Origin of the sequence: Vogesella sp. AC12, from assembly GCF_024437575.1 — a bacterium.
Taxonomy (GTDB): domain Bacteria; phylum Pseudomonadota; class Gammaproteobacteria; order Burkholderiales; family Chromobacteriaceae; genus Vogesella; species Vogesella indigofera.
In genome coordinates, this window is the sequence record NZ_JANFNU010000005.1 from 1 (window position 1) to 12,924 (window position 12,924).

The window sequence follows — 12,924 nt, forward strand, 5'->3', positions numbered from 1 at the left end:
GCGGGCGGGCGGCGGGGGCCGCCAGGGGGCCCCCCAACGGCCTCAGCCGCCGCTTTGCTGGCGTTGCAGTAGCGGCAGGAATTCGTCGGCCGGACTGTAGCCGATGAGGCGTTGCTGCTCATTGCCGTGGCGGTCGAAGAAGATCATGCCCGGCGGACCGTACAGGCCGAAGCGTTGCAGCAGCGCCTGGTGCGCCGGCAGGTTGGCGGTGACGTCGGCCTTCAGCAGTACCACCTTGGCCATGGCCTGCTGTACCGCCGGGTCGCGGAAGGTGGTGTCTTCCATCTCGATGCAGGACACGCACCAGTCGGCATAGAAATCCAGCAGTACCGGCTGGCCGCGGGCGGCACTGAGGGCGGCATCCAGTTCGGCCACGCTGCCGATAGTGCGGAACTGCGGCTTGCTACTGTTGCCGGCGGTGGCACCGAGTGCCGCCAGCGGGTAGCGGGCCGATTTGGCGCCGCTGAATACGCCGATCAGCTGCAGGGTGGCGACCAGGGCCAGCAGCAGGCCCAGCGCCTTGCCCAGCTTGAGCACGGACGACGCGTTGGTCGGCAGTGGATCAAACGCTTTCAGGAACACCGCGCTGGCCAGCGCCAGTGCCGCCCACAGCAGCATCACCACGATGGCGGGCAGGAACGGCGTCGCCAGCCAGATCGCCACCGCCAGCATCACCACGCCGAACACCGCCTTGACCGTCTTCATCCACATGCCGGCCTTGGGCAGCACGTGGCCGCCAAAGGTGCCGACGATGACCAGCGGCAGGCCCAGTCCCATCGCCATGGCGTAAAGGGCGATACCGCCCAGCCAGGCATCGCCGGTCTGGCCGATGTAGCCCAGCGCCAGCGCCAGCGGCGGGCCGACGCAGGGGCCGATCAGCAGCGCCGACAGCACGCCCATGCCGAACACGGTCACGATGTGGCCGCCGGACAGACGGTTGCTGGAGGCGGCGAGGCGGGTCTGCCAGCTGGATGGCAGCTGGATGGAAACGATATCGAACATGCCCAGCGCAAACACCACCATCAGCAGGCTGGCGCCGAGGATCACCGCCGGCTGCTGCAGCCATACGCTGAGCAGGCTGCCGGTCAGGCCGGCCACGATGCCGATGGCGGTGTAGCTGACCGCCAGGCCCTGTACATAGGTCAGCGCCAGCAAGAAGCCGCGCCGACGGGTGAGATGCTGGCCCTGACCGGCAATCAGCGAGGACACGATAGGCAGCAGCGGGTACATGCAGGCGGTGAACGCCATGCCCAGGCCGGCGGCAAAGAAGGCCGCCAGCGTGGCGGCCAGGCCTTCGCGCGGCGGCGGCGAGCGGTTGCCCTGTGGGCCGGCCGGCTGCAGCCAGGGCGACAGCGCCTTGCTGTCACCGCCGATCGCGAGGGTGTGGGTGTAGGGCGGGTAGCACAGGCCGGCATCGGCGCAGCCCTGTACCGTGGCTTTGAGGGTGAACTGCTGCGGCGCGTCCGGGCGCAGCGTCAGCAGCATCACGGTCGCCCCCGGCGGGTAGGTAGCCTGCTTGCCGAAGTAGGGGTCGTTCTTGGGCTTGCCGGCGGGCAAGGCCTGCTGCGCGATCAGCGCCGCCGGTATCGTCTCGAAGCGGCTGCGGTCGCGGTACAGGTAGTAGCCGTCGGCGACGGTCACCGTCAGTCGCAGCTGTGATCCCTGGCGTTCGGCGGTGACGGCAAACGCCTGTTCCGGTGGTAACAGGTCATCCTGATCCAGCGCGTGGGCAAACGGGGCCAGCAGCAGGCTTAGCCACAGCAGGCAGCGGGTGAAGAGAGAGAAAATGCGCTTGTTCATGACCTTGTGACCGCCAAAACGGCGGTGCCTTGATTGGTTGTTGCGACGGTGCGGCCGTGGCTAAACGTACCGTCCATATTTTGCCAAGCAAACGCTTGATATACTATGGGGCACGAGGAGCACCTGCCATGACCCCCATCATTCATTTTGCCCACGCCAACAGTTTTCCGGCGTCGGTGTACCGCAAATTGCACCAGTCGCTGCGCGAACAGGGCTGCCACGTCGGCTACCTTGACTGCATCGGCCACGATCCACGCTATCCGGTGACCGACTGTTGGCCGCATTTGGTCGAGGAGACCGTTGCCTACCTGCGCCAGCATTATGACCGGCCGGTGGTCGGTGTCGGGCATTCGCTGGGCGGTTTCATCCTGTTCTTTGCCGCCATCCGCCACCCGGAGCTGTTCAGCAAGCTGATCATTCTCGATTCGCCGCTGATGGGGCCGCTGCGCTCGCGCGGCATCTGGCTGGCGAAAAGACTGGGCTTCATCGAGCGCGTGACGCCGGGCGGCAATACCCTGAAGCGGCGCGACAACTGGGCCAGCGTCGAATCGGTGTACGACTATTTCGCGCGCAAGCCGATGTTTGCCCGCTTCGATCCCGACTGCCTGCACGATTATGCCGCGCTGGGCACGGTGGCGACGGCCGATGGCGGTCGCCGGCTGAAATTCCGGCCGGTGATCGAAAACGCGATCTACAACACGCTGCCGCATTCGGTGCCGCGCTACAAGGGACAGCTGCGGGTGCCGACGGTGTTTGTCGCCGGCGAGGACAGCGATGTGCTGACGCCGGCCGATCTGGCCTTTATGCGCAAGCACTTCGCTGTGAACATCGTTGTGCAAAAAGGTTCGCACCTGTTTCCGCTGGAGCAGCCGCAGGCCACCGCGGCGCTGATCATGGCGCAACTGGCCGTCTGACTCAATCGCGGTGTTTCTGGCGGATCAGGTCGCGCACCAGGAAACGGCTGGGGTTGACGGCATCCATGATGCTGCTTGGTAGCGGCGCTGGCTCGTCGTTCAGCAGGCTGGCGATGATTTCGCCGGCCAGCGGTGCGGTGACCATGCCGCGCGAGCCGTGGGCGGTGCTGACATACAGCCCCCTGATCAGCGGCGCTTCGGCAGTCAGCTTCAGCGAAGCGTCGCGCGCCAGCGGCTGGTAGCAGTCGAGGAAGGCGTCGCGATCGACGACGGCGCCGACCATCGGCAGGTAGTCCGGGCTGGTACAGCGCAATGCGGCACGGCCGTGGCACTGTGCCGCGGTGATGCCGTCACCACCCAGTGCCTGGTACAGCTGTGGTGCCATGCCGGCCAGCATCGCCAAGTTCTCGGTGTGCTCGGCGTCGTTGGCCGCCAGGTCCTCGTATTCGAACTTGAAGGTGGCGCCGAGGCAGTGCCGGCCCTGGCGTGCCGGGGCGATATAGCCTTCGCCGCACAGCACGGTCTGCAGCTGGCCGCTGGCAGCGGTCGCAGCCAGCTCGGTGACCTGGCCGCGGATGCGCTTCACCGGCAGGTAGTAGGTCGGGTCGAATTGCATGGTGTCGTTGGCGGTGGCGACCACGGCAATGCTGCCGATCGCCAGCGGATCGCTGCTGCCCATCGCCACCCAGCCGCCGTCGGCCGGGTTTTGCGCCAGCTCGGTCACCGCTTCCCCCAGACGCAGGGTGATGTTGGGGTGCGTCAGCAGCGTGTTGACCAGGCTGGGCGGGTTCAGCCAGCCGCCCTGCTCGAAATAGAGCCCGCCTTGGCTGACCTCGATGCCGGCGATGGCGGAGGCTTCGGCGGCATCGACGCGGCGCAGGATGTGCGGCGACAACCCGGCGGCGGCCAGCCCTTGCTGGCGTTTCTCTTCGGCCGCGTCACCGGCCAGCTGCAGCACGCCGCAGCGCCGCCACTGCACACCGTCTTCCGGTAGCAGCTGGCTTAGCGTGCGCAGGGTGTAGCCGTAGCCGGACAGCACCAGCTGGGTCAGCGGGGTGAAGTGTGGCGACAGCTTGGTGTACAGCACGCCCTGCGGGTTGCCGGAGGCTTCCTGCGCCGCCAGCGGGTGGCGGTCGAGCACGGTGACCTGCCAGCCGCGGTTGGCCAGGCTGCGCGCGACGCTGGCTCCGGCGATGCCGGCGCCGATCACCACCGCGCTGCGCTCGCCGATGGTTTGTTGCGGGAGTGCATACCATGGCGCGCGCCACTCGGCGTGCGGCGGGTGTTGCAGCTGACCGCGTGTCATGTCCCGCTTCTTGCCATGGCCGGCGACTTTCTCGATGCTGAAGCCGGCGTCCTCCAGCCCGCGGCGCACGATGCCGGCGCTGGTGAAGGTGGCCAGCGTGGTGCCGCGGTGCGACAGCCGTGCCAGCTGCTGGAACAGCGCCGGCTGCCACATCTCCGGATTCTTGGCCGGGGCAAAGCCGTCGAGGAACCAGGCGTCGATGCGCGCCTCCAGCTGCGGCAGGGTCTCCAGCACGTCGCCGATCAGCAGCGTCAGGATCACGCGGCCGTCTTCCAGCACGAAACGGTGCCAGCCCGGCGCCATGGCGTCGTATTGCTGTTGCAGCGCCGTGGCCTGGGCGGCCAGCTCCGGCCACATCGCCTGTGCCTGCGTCAGGTCGGCGGCGGTGAGCGGGTGTTTCTCGGTGCTGACAAAAGACAGCCGCGCGCTGGCGGGCGCGTGCTGCAGGAAGCATTGCCAGGCGACCAGGAAGTTCAGGCCAGTGCCAAAGCCGGTTTCGCCGATGCTGAACAGCTGTTCCGGCGCCAGCGCCGCGAAGCGCTGCGGCAGCTGGTTGTGCTCGATAAACACGTGACGCGTTTCATCAAGGCCGCTTTCCCGGGAAAAGTAGACGTCGCCGTAATCGGCGGAAACGGGTTGACCGGTGCTCCAGTCAAGACGGGCGGGCGGAAAAGCTTGGCTCATGATGGGGTGCTGACTTCGCGAATGGCCGGTGCGCAACCGGGCAGGGGTCTGTAAATGGCTGGGCGCTATTGTCCGGCAGCCGGGCGGTCGCCGCAAGGTTGGCCGCAGGCGGATTGCGGCCAACCTTGTGTTGCCGCAAATAAAAAGAACCGCACGGTGATGCAGCACGCGTGCGGTTTACAAGGACAGCTCGGGGGAGAGGCCGCTCAGCTGGCACTCTCCTGCAATTGGCTCAGGATCTGCGGGTTTTCCAGCGTCGACACGTCCTGCGCGATTTCCTCGCCGCGGGCGATGGAGCGCAACAGGCGGCGCATGATCTTGCCGGAGCGGGTCTTCGGCAGGTTGTCGCCGAAGCGGATGTCGTCCGGCTGCGCCAGCTTGCCGATCTCGTGCGCCACCCAGTTTTTCAGCTCCGCGGTCAGGCGCTTGGCTTCCTCGCCGGTCGGGCGCGGGCCTTTCAGCACCACAAAGGCGACCACGGCCTCGCCCTTGACCTCGTGTGGCTTACCGACTACCGCGGCTTCCGCCACCAGCGGGTTGGCCACCAGCGCCGATTCGATTTCCATGGTGCCGAGGCGATGGCCGGACACGTTCAGCACATCGTCGATGCGGCCCATGATCCAGAAGTAGCCGCTTTCGTCGCGGTTGGCGGAGTCGCCGGCGAGGTAGTACTGGCCGTTGAATTCTTCCGGGAAGTAAGTGCTCTTGAAGCGCTCCGGGTCGTTCCAGATGGTACGCACCAGCGACGGGAACGGCCGCTTGATCACCAGGAAGCCGCCCTTGCCCGGTTCTACCGGGGCGCCGGACTCGTCGACGATGTCGGCCATGATGCCGGGCAGCGGCAGGGTGCAGGAGCCGGGCTTGGTGGCGATGGCGCCGGGCAGCGGCGCGATCATCGCGGAGCCGGTTTCGGTTTGCCACCAGGTGTCGACGATCGGGCAGCGCTCGCCGCCGACCATCTCGTAGTACCACATCCACGCCTCGGGGTTGATCGGCTCGCCGACGGTGCCGAGCAGGCGCAGGCTGGACAGGTCATACTGTTTCGGCAGTTCGGCGCCGAGCTTGATCAGGGTGCGGATCGCGGTCGGCGCGGTGTAGAAGGTGGTGACCTTGTGCTGCTCGATCATGCGCCAGAAGCGGCCGGCATCGGGATAGGTCGGCACGCCTTCGAAAATGACCTGGGTGGCGCCCATGCCCAGCGGACCGTAGCAGACGTAGGAGTGGCCGGTGATCCAGCCGACATCGGCGGTGCACCAGAACACATCGCTGGGCTTGTAGTCGAAGACCCAGCGGAAACTGTTGAGGGCGCCGAGCAGGTAGCCGGCGCTGCTGTGCTGGATGCCTTTCGGGCGGCCGGTGGAGCCGGAGGTGTACAGGATGAACAGCGGATCGTCGGCCTGCATCCATTCCGGTTCGCAGGATTCCGGCTGGCCGTCGATCAGCTTGTGCCACCAGATGTCGCGGCCGTCGTGCCAGGTGCTGGCGCCGTTATTGGTGCGCTGGTAGACCACGGTGGCGATCACCGTTTCACTGCCCGGCATCGCCAGCGCTTCGTCAACCATCGCCTTCAGCGGCACGATCTTGCCACCGCGCAGGCCTTCGTTGGCGGTGACCACCACCTTGGCACCGGCATCCTGGATGCGGTCGTGTACCGCGCCGGCGGAGAAGCCGCCGAATACCACCGAGTGAATGGCACCGATACGGGCGCAGGCCTGCATCGCGACGATGGCTTCGATCACCATCGGCATGTAGATCACCACGCGGTCGCCTTTGCTGACGCCCAGCGATTTCAGGCCGTTGGCAAACTGGCAGACGCGGCGGTGCAGTTCGGAATAGGTAACGCGGGTGACGTCGCCGTCATCCGCTTCGAAAATGAGGGCAATCTTGTTGGCGTTGACGGCCAGATGCCGATCCAGGCAGTTGTAGGAGACGTTGAGCATGCCATCGTCAAACCATTTGAAGAACGGTGCATTGCTGTCGTCCAGCACGCGCGAGAACGGCTTTTTCCAGCTGATCAGCTCTCGCGCCAGATCCCCCCAGAAGGACAGGTAGTGATCGTCGGCCTGTTCGCACAGGGCGTAGTAGGCGTCCGGCCCGGAAACCGTGGCCTTGCGGCGGAAGTCTTCTGCCGGGTCAAAGCTGCGGGTTTCGCGCAGGATGGAGTCAAGAGTAGACATAAAGCGTTCCTTGCAAACATGATTCGCGGACAGCAACTGGCCGCACCCGTACGGGTGCGGCCATTTTTACACGACTCGCTTAGTGTTTGGATGCACCTGCGGCACCAATACCGGTCATCGAGCGTACGAACTGTGCTTCGAACTTGGCTTTTTCTTCAACCGCCGACTTGGACTTGTCGAGTACCGAGATCAGCCAGGTGAACACGAAGGCCAAGGTGATCGAGAAGATCGCCGGGTTCTTGTACGGGAACAGTGCGGTTTCATGCTTCAGCACGTCTACCCATACCGCCGGGCCCATCACGATCAGGCCAACTGCAGAGATCAGGCCGATGAAGCCGCCGACTACCGCGCCGCGAGTGGTCAGGCCTTTCCAGAACATGGACAGGAACAGTACCGGGAAGTTGGCGGAAGCGGCGATCGAGAAGGCCAGACCAACCATGAAGGCGATGTTCTGCTTTTCGAACAGCAGGCCGAGCAGGATCGCGATCACACCCAGTACCACGGTGGTGATCTTCGAGACACGGATCTCGTCGGCTTCGTTGGCTTTGCCCTTCTTGATTACGGAAGCGTACAGGTCATGCGATACCGCCGATGCACCGGACAGGGCCAGACCGGCAACCACCGCCAGGATGGTGGCGAAGGCAACTGCGGAGATGAAGCCGAGGAACAGGTCACCACCAACCGCGTTGGCCAGATGGATCGCCGCCATGTTGCTACCGCCGATCAGCTGGGTCACTTCCTTGCCGTTCTTGACCACGGTTTCCATCATCGATGGCTGTTCCAGCAGCAGCATGATCGCGCCGAAGCCGATGATGAAGGTCAGGATGTAGAAGTAGCCGATGAAGCCGGTTGCGTAGAACACCGATTTGCGGGCTTCCTTGGCGTCGGACACGGTGAAGAAGCGCATCAGGATGTGTGGCAGACCGGCGGTACCGAACATCAGTGCCAGGCCCAGCGAGATCGAGTCGATCGGATCAGCCTTGCCCGGTGCCATGATTTCGGCGCCTTTGGCGTGGATGGCGACCGCTTTCTGGAACATCATCTCAGGGCTGAAGCCAACGGTGGCCAGTACCATGAAGGCCATGAAGCTGGCACCGCCAAGCAGGATGACGGCCTTGATGATCTGAACCCAGGTAGTAGCCAGCATGCCGCCGAAGGTCACGTACATCACCATCAGGATGCCAACCAGGATCACCGCGGAGGAGTAGCTCATGCCGAACAGCAGCTGGATCAGCTTGCCGGCACCAACCATCTGCGCGATCAGGTACAGGGCCACCACCACCAGGGTGCCGGTCGCGGCAAAGGTGCGTACCGGTGTCTGTTGCAGGCGATAGGAGGCCACGTCGGCAAAGGTGAATTTGCCGAGGTTGCGCAGGCGTTCTGCCACCAGGAACAGGATGACCGGCCAGCCGACCAGGAAGCCGATCGAGTAGATCAGGCCATCGTAGCCCTTGTCGAACACCATCGCCGAGATACCGAGGAAGGAAGCGGCGGACATGTAGTCACCGGCAATCGCCAGACCGTTCTGGAAACCGGTAATGCCGCCACCGGCGGTGTAGAAGTCACTGGCGGAGCGGGTGCGTCGCGAGGCCCAGTAGGTAATGCCCATGGTGAACGCGACAAACAGGAAGAACATGATGATGGCGTGCCAGTTGGTCGCCTGCTTGGTGACTTCGCCTTCAAAGGCGCCGGCGGCCATTGCCAATGCCGGCAGGCCGGTCAGTGCGGTGGCGCAGAGGGTTTTCGTCCAGCTTTTCATTGTTTGGCATCCTCGACGATTTGTTGGTTCAGTTGGTCAAACTCGGTATTGGCCTTGCGGACATAGATGCCGGTCAGGACGAATGCCGAGATGATGATGAAAATGCCAACCGGAATGCCGACCGTAGTGGTTCCGCCCGACAGCGATGCACCAAGCACATTGGGTGCGAAGGCCAGCACCAGGATAAAACCATAGTAGATAGCCAGCATCAGGATACTCAGCTGCCAGCCAAGGCGGGTCCGCTTGTGAACAAGCTCTTTGAATTTGGGGTTGCTTTGTACCCGTGTAAGGATATCTTCATTCATCGTTGTCTCCTCCCATTTCTCGCCGGCCGCAAGTGCGGTTAGCGTGTGCCTGCAATCTAAAAGTCGACTCGTCGATGTGGCTAATCGTTTTTTCTGATAACAGGAATTAACGTCACCGTTTTTTTCGAGAATTTTTCTTTTGTATTAGGCACTTGCGTTCGAGTATTTACTTTATTGATGGAGGGTATCAGCAATCGTTATCCAGCTTTTTGTGTGCATGCCTTGTGGGTTGGTGGGGAACTTGTACAAAATGGCCAAAAACCCGCCTTTGCAATGCAAAAGTAGCGCGCCCCCAGCCGATCAGGAGAGTCGTCCAGCATGGAAATCTACCAACTGCGCACCTTTGTTACGGTGGCTCAGCAAGGCCATCTGACTCAGGCCGCCGAGCTGCTTCACTTGTCGCAGCCGGCGGTGACGGCGCAGATCAAGGCCATTGAAGAAGAAGTCGGCATGTCCTTGTTCGAGCGCACGGCGGGTGGGGTGGTGTTGACGCTGGCAGGGCAGGAGCTGCTGCCGCGCGCGCAGGACATCCTGGTGTCGGCGCGGCAGCTGCTGGATCATGCCCGCAGCCTGAAGGGGCCGCTGACCGGCAAGGTGCAGATCGGCATTGCGCTGACCCCGGACGTGCTGCGGGTCGGCCCCTGGGTAGCCGGCCTTGCCGAGCGCTTTCCCTTGCTGGAGGTGTGTCTCCATCAGGGCGTGACCGGCGACGTGCTCAATGCGGTGCGCAAGAAAGAACTGGACGCCGGTTTCTATCTGGGCAAAAACCCCTACGTCAACGTGCATACGCTATTGCTGACGCAGCTGCGCCTGCGCATCGTGATGCCCAAAGGCTGGCTGGCACGGATCAATGCGGCCAACCCCAAGGAGCTGGGACGTCTGCCGTGGGTCGGCATTTCCCAGTTTTCCAGCCTGTCGAAGATCGTATCCGAGCTGTGGCGGGAGCTGAACATCGCCCCGAAAAAGGTATCGGAATGCGACAACCTGTTTACCGCTTCCGAACTGGTGCAAGCCGGTGTCGGCCTCGCCTTGCTGCGCGAGGAAGATGCGCTTCGCGCCGCCGAGCGCGGCGTGGTCGATCTGGTGCCGGAGATCGTGAAGATGGCGGAGCTGCAGTTCGTCTATCCGGCCGACCGGGCCGACGACCCGATTCTGCAGACGCTGGTTGCCGGCCTGCAGCCGGTGTGGGGTCTGAACAGCAACCTTGTTGTCTGATGTCGTCTTACCTTATCCAGGGGCATACCATGGCAACGGTTTTTCAGCAGTATCTCGATGCGGTACAGACCAATCAGCAACGCATGTTGGCCGCACAGGCCGACTGCTGGCGTAGCTGGTGTCAACTATCGCCGCCGACCGCCGGTGCGCCGGGGCTGATCGGGCAACTGGATGCGCCGATGATGTCGAGTGCCTCGGTATTGCAAGCCTCTGCCGATGCGCAGCATGACCTGCTGCTGGTGCTGGAGCGCTGGTTTGGCGAACAGCAGAAAACCTGGCTGCGGCACTCGCCGTTGCTCTCGACGGCACCCTGTGCGCTGCCACTGGACCTCGGCTTTTCCGGCTACCTGATCGCGTCGCGTGCCAGCCGCCAGATCCAGCATTTTGCTTCCACCCGCTTTTCCTATGCCACGCTGTCCGCGGTGCGTGGTGCCCATCACGCCTATCGCAAGTGTCGCAATAACCCTGTTGCCGCTTCGGTGTTTTATCCACGCCCTGCAGTCTAGAATGGCGGGGCCGTGTCTGAGTCTTGCTTGCCAGACCGTCGTTCAGTCGTTCTGCTGCGGATTTCCTTGCCCGTACATTGTTGCCTGCCGTGATGTCGCCGAACTATATGAGCGCAGTCCGCTCGCAGCGTCGGGGCGTCATCTTTAGCCGCTTCCGTTTGCTGGCGTTGCCCCGTGTCGGATTGTCGGATTGTCGGCTTGTGCGCCATACGCCAAGCCGGCCCGAAGCGGATGCTGCCGCGGGCCGTGGCAGACTGGCCGGTTAGCGTCCGCGGCTGAGCGAGCCGATGGTGGCGCCGAGCAGGATCAAGGCGCCGGCAATCCAGGTAATGGTGTTCAGTTCGCCCAGCCCGCTGACCGCCAGGATCAGGGTGGAGAGCAAGGGGGTGAGATAGGACAGTGCGCCGATCTGTTTCGGGTCGCCTTCCTTCATCGCCTTGTCCCACAGGAAGAACGATGCGCCCAGCGGCCCGATCCCCATCAGCAGTAGTGCCAGCCATTCCTCGTTGTTGGGAACGATTGCCGGCTCGAACAGCCAGTGGCAGAGTGCGGCAAGCAGGCTGGAAAGCAGGCAGAAGCCGCCGACCGCCGCGTTAGGGAACGGTGGCAGCTTGCGAGTCGCCAGGCTGTAGCTAGACCAGGTGAAGGCTGCGGCGATCGCGAACAGGTAGCCGATCGGCAGGCTGTCGGTAAAGTCGAATTGACCCTTGCTGACAATCAATACCGCGCCGCAAAAACCGACGGTTGCCGCCAGAATGTGGCGGCCGGTCAATTTGCCCAACCCGAACAGCGGACTAAGCACGACAATCAGCAGTGGCCACAAATAATTCAGCAGATTGGCTTCCAGTGCCGGTGCGGTGCGAAAAGCGGTAAACAGCAGGCAGTGATAGCCGAAGATGCCGGCGACGCCAATCAGCAGGGTGCGCGGTGCTACTTGCCAGTCGCGGATACGGTGAATGGCGAGCAGGCTGCCAATAAAAAGCGCTACGGCGGTGACCAGAAATGGCGGCAGGCGCTGGGTAAATGCCCCTAACGCGGCCAGGGAAGACCACAGTAAAATAGCGAGTAATGCTGGCAGTAAAGTGAATTTTTTCATCCGCAAATCATAACGTGGCCGGCATGGAATGGATAGCCGGCCAACAGACATTTACGGGGCGTGATGAGGCCCGTAATTCAGAAAGGAACAGTGATGAACCAGTCGCAGGTATTGGCTTATTTGAGTCGGCATGGTGCCATGCTCGATGCCGATGGTGATGTGGTGTTGGCCAGTGGCGAGAGCCGGCAAGAGTTGTCATTCGATCAGGATGGCCATGCTGTGCTCACCCAGTTTGTTTTGTTGAAAGTACATGGCGACGATGCTGAATCGTTCCTGCAGGGGCAATTTTCTTCCGACGTCAAATTACTGGATGGCAGTGTGGCGCAATGGAGCAGTTATTCCAATGCCAAGGGCCGGATGCAGGCCAGTTTCCTGTTGTGGCGCATTGAGCAGACCTTTTTTCTGCTGCTGCGAAAAGATATTGCCGAGGCTTTTCGTCGTCGCCTTTCCATGTTTGTCCTGCGTGCCAAGGTGAAAGTCGAAGTGGTCGACAGCGTGATTGTCGGCGAATATCTGGCCGCAGCGGAAACTGGCCGCCCGGCTTTTGAACCGGCCTTGGCGGGTACTGCCGAGCACGCGGTGGTGTCGATTGGCGAACAGATCCGTATTACCTGCCTAGGGGCGGAAGAGGCCGCCGCGCTGCCGCAGTTTGCCGGCAAGCTGCTGGCCAGTCGCCTGTTTGACGCCTTCTTTATTCGTGCCGGTATTCCCTGGGTGTCGCAGGCAACCTATGAGGCATTCGTGCCGCAAATGGCGAATCTGGATCTGATCGGTGGTATCAGTTTTCGCAAGGGATGTTATCCGGGTCAGGAAATTGTGGCGCGTACCCAGTATCTCGGCAAAGTGAAACGCCGCATGTTTGTGGTGGAAGTAAATGCTGACGAGTGTGCTGCCGGCATGGAGGTGCAGGTTGAAGCAACCGGTGAGCAGGCTATCGGCAAGGTGATGCTAAGCGTGCCATTGGCAGCAAAAAAATATCTGGCACTGGTGGTGATGCAAATCTCGGCCTGGGCTGGGCAGCCTTATCTTGCCGGTGTGCCGCACTCGCAATTGTTGCGGCTGGAGGCGCCGTATTTAATCCCTGATTTGCAAGAGGGTTAATTCAGAATTTAATATAGTGCTTGACGCAGGGCAGCTGGTAATCTAGTTTTCGGTATATTCT

At 62.6% G+C, this 12,924-nt stretch carries 10 protein-coding genes; 4 read left to right on the forward strand and 6 right to left on the reverse strand.

Annotated features, from left to right (window positions below):
• Nucleotides 1–42 precede the first annotated feature (42 nt).
• Nucleotides 43–1,800 (reverse strand): protein-disulfide reductase DsbD, encoded by a 1,758-nt coding sequence (gene dsbD / locus NOM55_RS09540; RefSeq protein ID WP_255908394.1) that lies wholly within the window; start codon nucleotides 1,798–1,800, stop codon nucleotides 43–45.
• Nucleotides 1,801–1,928: 128 nt separating this feature from the next.
• On the opposite strand from dsbD, the gene NOM55_RS09545 reads away from it, so the two are divergent.
• Nucleotides 1,929–2,714: an alpha/beta fold hydrolase gene (locus NOM55_RS09545; protein ID WP_255908395.1), complete on the forward strand. Its 786-nt coding sequence runs from the start codon at nucleotides 1,929–1,931 to the stop codon at nucleotides 2,712–2,714.
• A gap of 1 nt (nucleotide 2,715) precedes the next feature.
• Here NOM55_RS09545 and mnmC read toward each other — a convergent pair whose 3' ends face one another.
• From mnmC to NOM55_RS09565, 4 genes are all read right to left on the reverse strand, one after another.
• Entirely contained in the window at nucleotides 2,716–4,704 is a 1,989-nt protein-coding gene (mnmC, locus tag NOM55_RS09550) for a bifunctional tRNA (5-methylaminomethyl-2-thiouridine)(34)-methyltransferase MnmD/FAD-dependent 5-carboxymethylaminomethyl-2-thiouridine(34) oxidoreductase MnmC (protein WP_255908396.1), read from the reverse strand.
• A 206-nt stretch (nucleotides 4,705–4,910) separates the two neighbouring features.
• Nucleotides 4,911–6,881: an acetate--CoA ligase gene (acs, locus tag NOM55_RS09555; protein ID WP_255908397.1), complete on the reverse strand. Its 1,971-nt coding sequence runs from the start codon at nucleotides 6,879–6,881 to the stop codon at nucleotides 4,911–4,913.
• Nucleotides 6,882–6,960: 79 nt separating this feature from the next.
• Complete coding sequence (locus NOM55_RS09560) at nucleotides 6,961–8,640, reverse strand: cation acetate symporter (RefSeq protein WP_255908398.1); 1,680 nt, start codon at nucleotides 8,638–8,640, stop codon at nucleotides 6,961–6,963.
• Nucleotides 8,637–8,945 carry a DUF485 domain-containing protein gene (locus tag NOM55_RS09565; RefSeq protein WP_047967425.1) on the reverse strand — a complete coding sequence of 103 codons (309 nt, stop codon included), beginning with the start codon at nucleotides 8,943–8,945 and terminating at the stop codon, nucleotides 8,637–8,639. The genes NOM55_RS09560 and NOM55_RS09565 overlap by 4 nt, the downstream gene beginning before the upstream one ends.
• Nucleotides 8,946–9,263: 318 nt before the next feature.
• Between NOM55_RS09565 and NOM55_RS09570 the strand changes: the two genes are divergently transcribed.
• Nucleotides 9,264–10,160: a LysR family transcriptional regulator gene (locus NOM55_RS09570; protein WP_047967426.1), complete on the forward strand. Its 897-nt coding sequence runs from the start codon at nucleotides 9,264–9,266 to the stop codon at nucleotides 10,158–10,160.
• A gap of 29 nt (nucleotides 10,161–10,189) precedes the next feature.
• Nucleotides 10,190–10,666 carry a hypothetical protein gene (locus NOM55_RS09575; RefSeq protein ID WP_255908399.1) on the forward strand — a complete coding sequence of 159 codons (477 nt, stop codon included), beginning with the start codon at nucleotides 10,190–10,192 and terminating at the stop codon, nucleotides 10,664–10,666.
• 262 nt (nucleotides 10,667–10,928) lie between these two features.
• Here the strand turns inward: NOM55_RS09575 and NOM55_RS09580 are convergent, their stop codons facing one another.
• Nucleotides 10,929–11,762, reverse strand: coding sequence for a DMT family transporter (locus tag NOM55_RS09580; RefSeq protein ID WP_255908400.1), 834 nt, complete (start codon nucleotides 11,760–11,762; stop codon nucleotides 10,929–10,931).
• Nucleotides 11,763–11,855: 93 nt separating this feature from the next.
• On the opposite strand from NOM55_RS09580, the gene NOM55_RS09585 reads away from it, so the two are divergent.
• Nucleotides 11,856–12,863 carry a folate-binding protein YgfZ gene (locus tag NOM55_RS09585; protein WP_255908401.1) on the forward strand — a complete coding sequence of 336 codons (1,008 nt, stop codon included), beginning with the start codon at nucleotides 11,856–11,858 and terminating at the stop codon, nucleotides 12,861–12,863.
• The last annotated feature ends 61 nt before the right edge of the window (nucleotides 12,864–12,924 follow it).

What these genes read in the sequence shown, in the direction of transcription:
- mnmC (WP_255908396.1), bottom strand. Translation starts at nt 4,704, where the DNA reads ATGAGCCAAGCTTTTCCGCCCGCCCGTCTTGACTGGAGCACCGGTCAA.
- NOM55_RS09545 (WP_255908395.1), top strand. Translation starts at nt 1,929, where the DNA reads ATGACCCCCATCATTCATTTTGCCCACGCCAACAGTTTTCCGGCGTCG.
- NOM55_RS09580 (WP_255908400.1), bottom strand. Translation starts at nt 11,762, where the DNA reads ATGAAAAAATTCACTTTACTGCCAGCATTACTCGCTATTTTACTGTGG.
- NOM55_RS09570 (WP_047967426.1), top strand. Translation starts at nt 9,264, where the DNA reads ATGGAAATCTACCAACTGCGCACCTTTGTTACGGTGGCTCAGCAAGGC.
- NOM55_RS09565 (WP_047967425.1), bottom strand. Translation starts at nt 8,945, where the DNA reads ATGAATGAAGATATCCTTACACGGGTACAAAGCAACCCCAAATTCAAA.
- NOM55_RS09560 (WP_255908398.1), bottom strand. Translation starts at nt 8,640, where the DNA reads ATGAAAAGCTGGACGAAAACCCTCTGCGCCACCGCACTGACCGGCCTG.
- NOM55_RS09575 (WP_255908399.1), top strand. Translation starts at nt 10,190, where the DNA reads ATGGCAACGGTTTTTCAGCAGTATCTCGATGCGGTACAGACCAATCAG.
- dsbD (WP_255908394.1), bottom strand. Translation starts at nt 1,800, where the DNA reads ATGAACAAGCGCATTTTCTCTCTCTTCACCCGCTGCCTGCTGTGGCTA.
- acs (WP_255908397.1), bottom strand. Translation starts at nt 6,881, where the DNA reads ATGTCTACTCTTGACTCCATCCTGCGCGAAACCCGCAGCTTTGACCCG.
- NOM55_RS09585 (WP_255908401.1), top strand. Translation starts at nt 11,856, where the DNA reads ATGAACCAGTCGCAGGTATTGGCTTATTTGAGTCGGCATGGTGCCATG.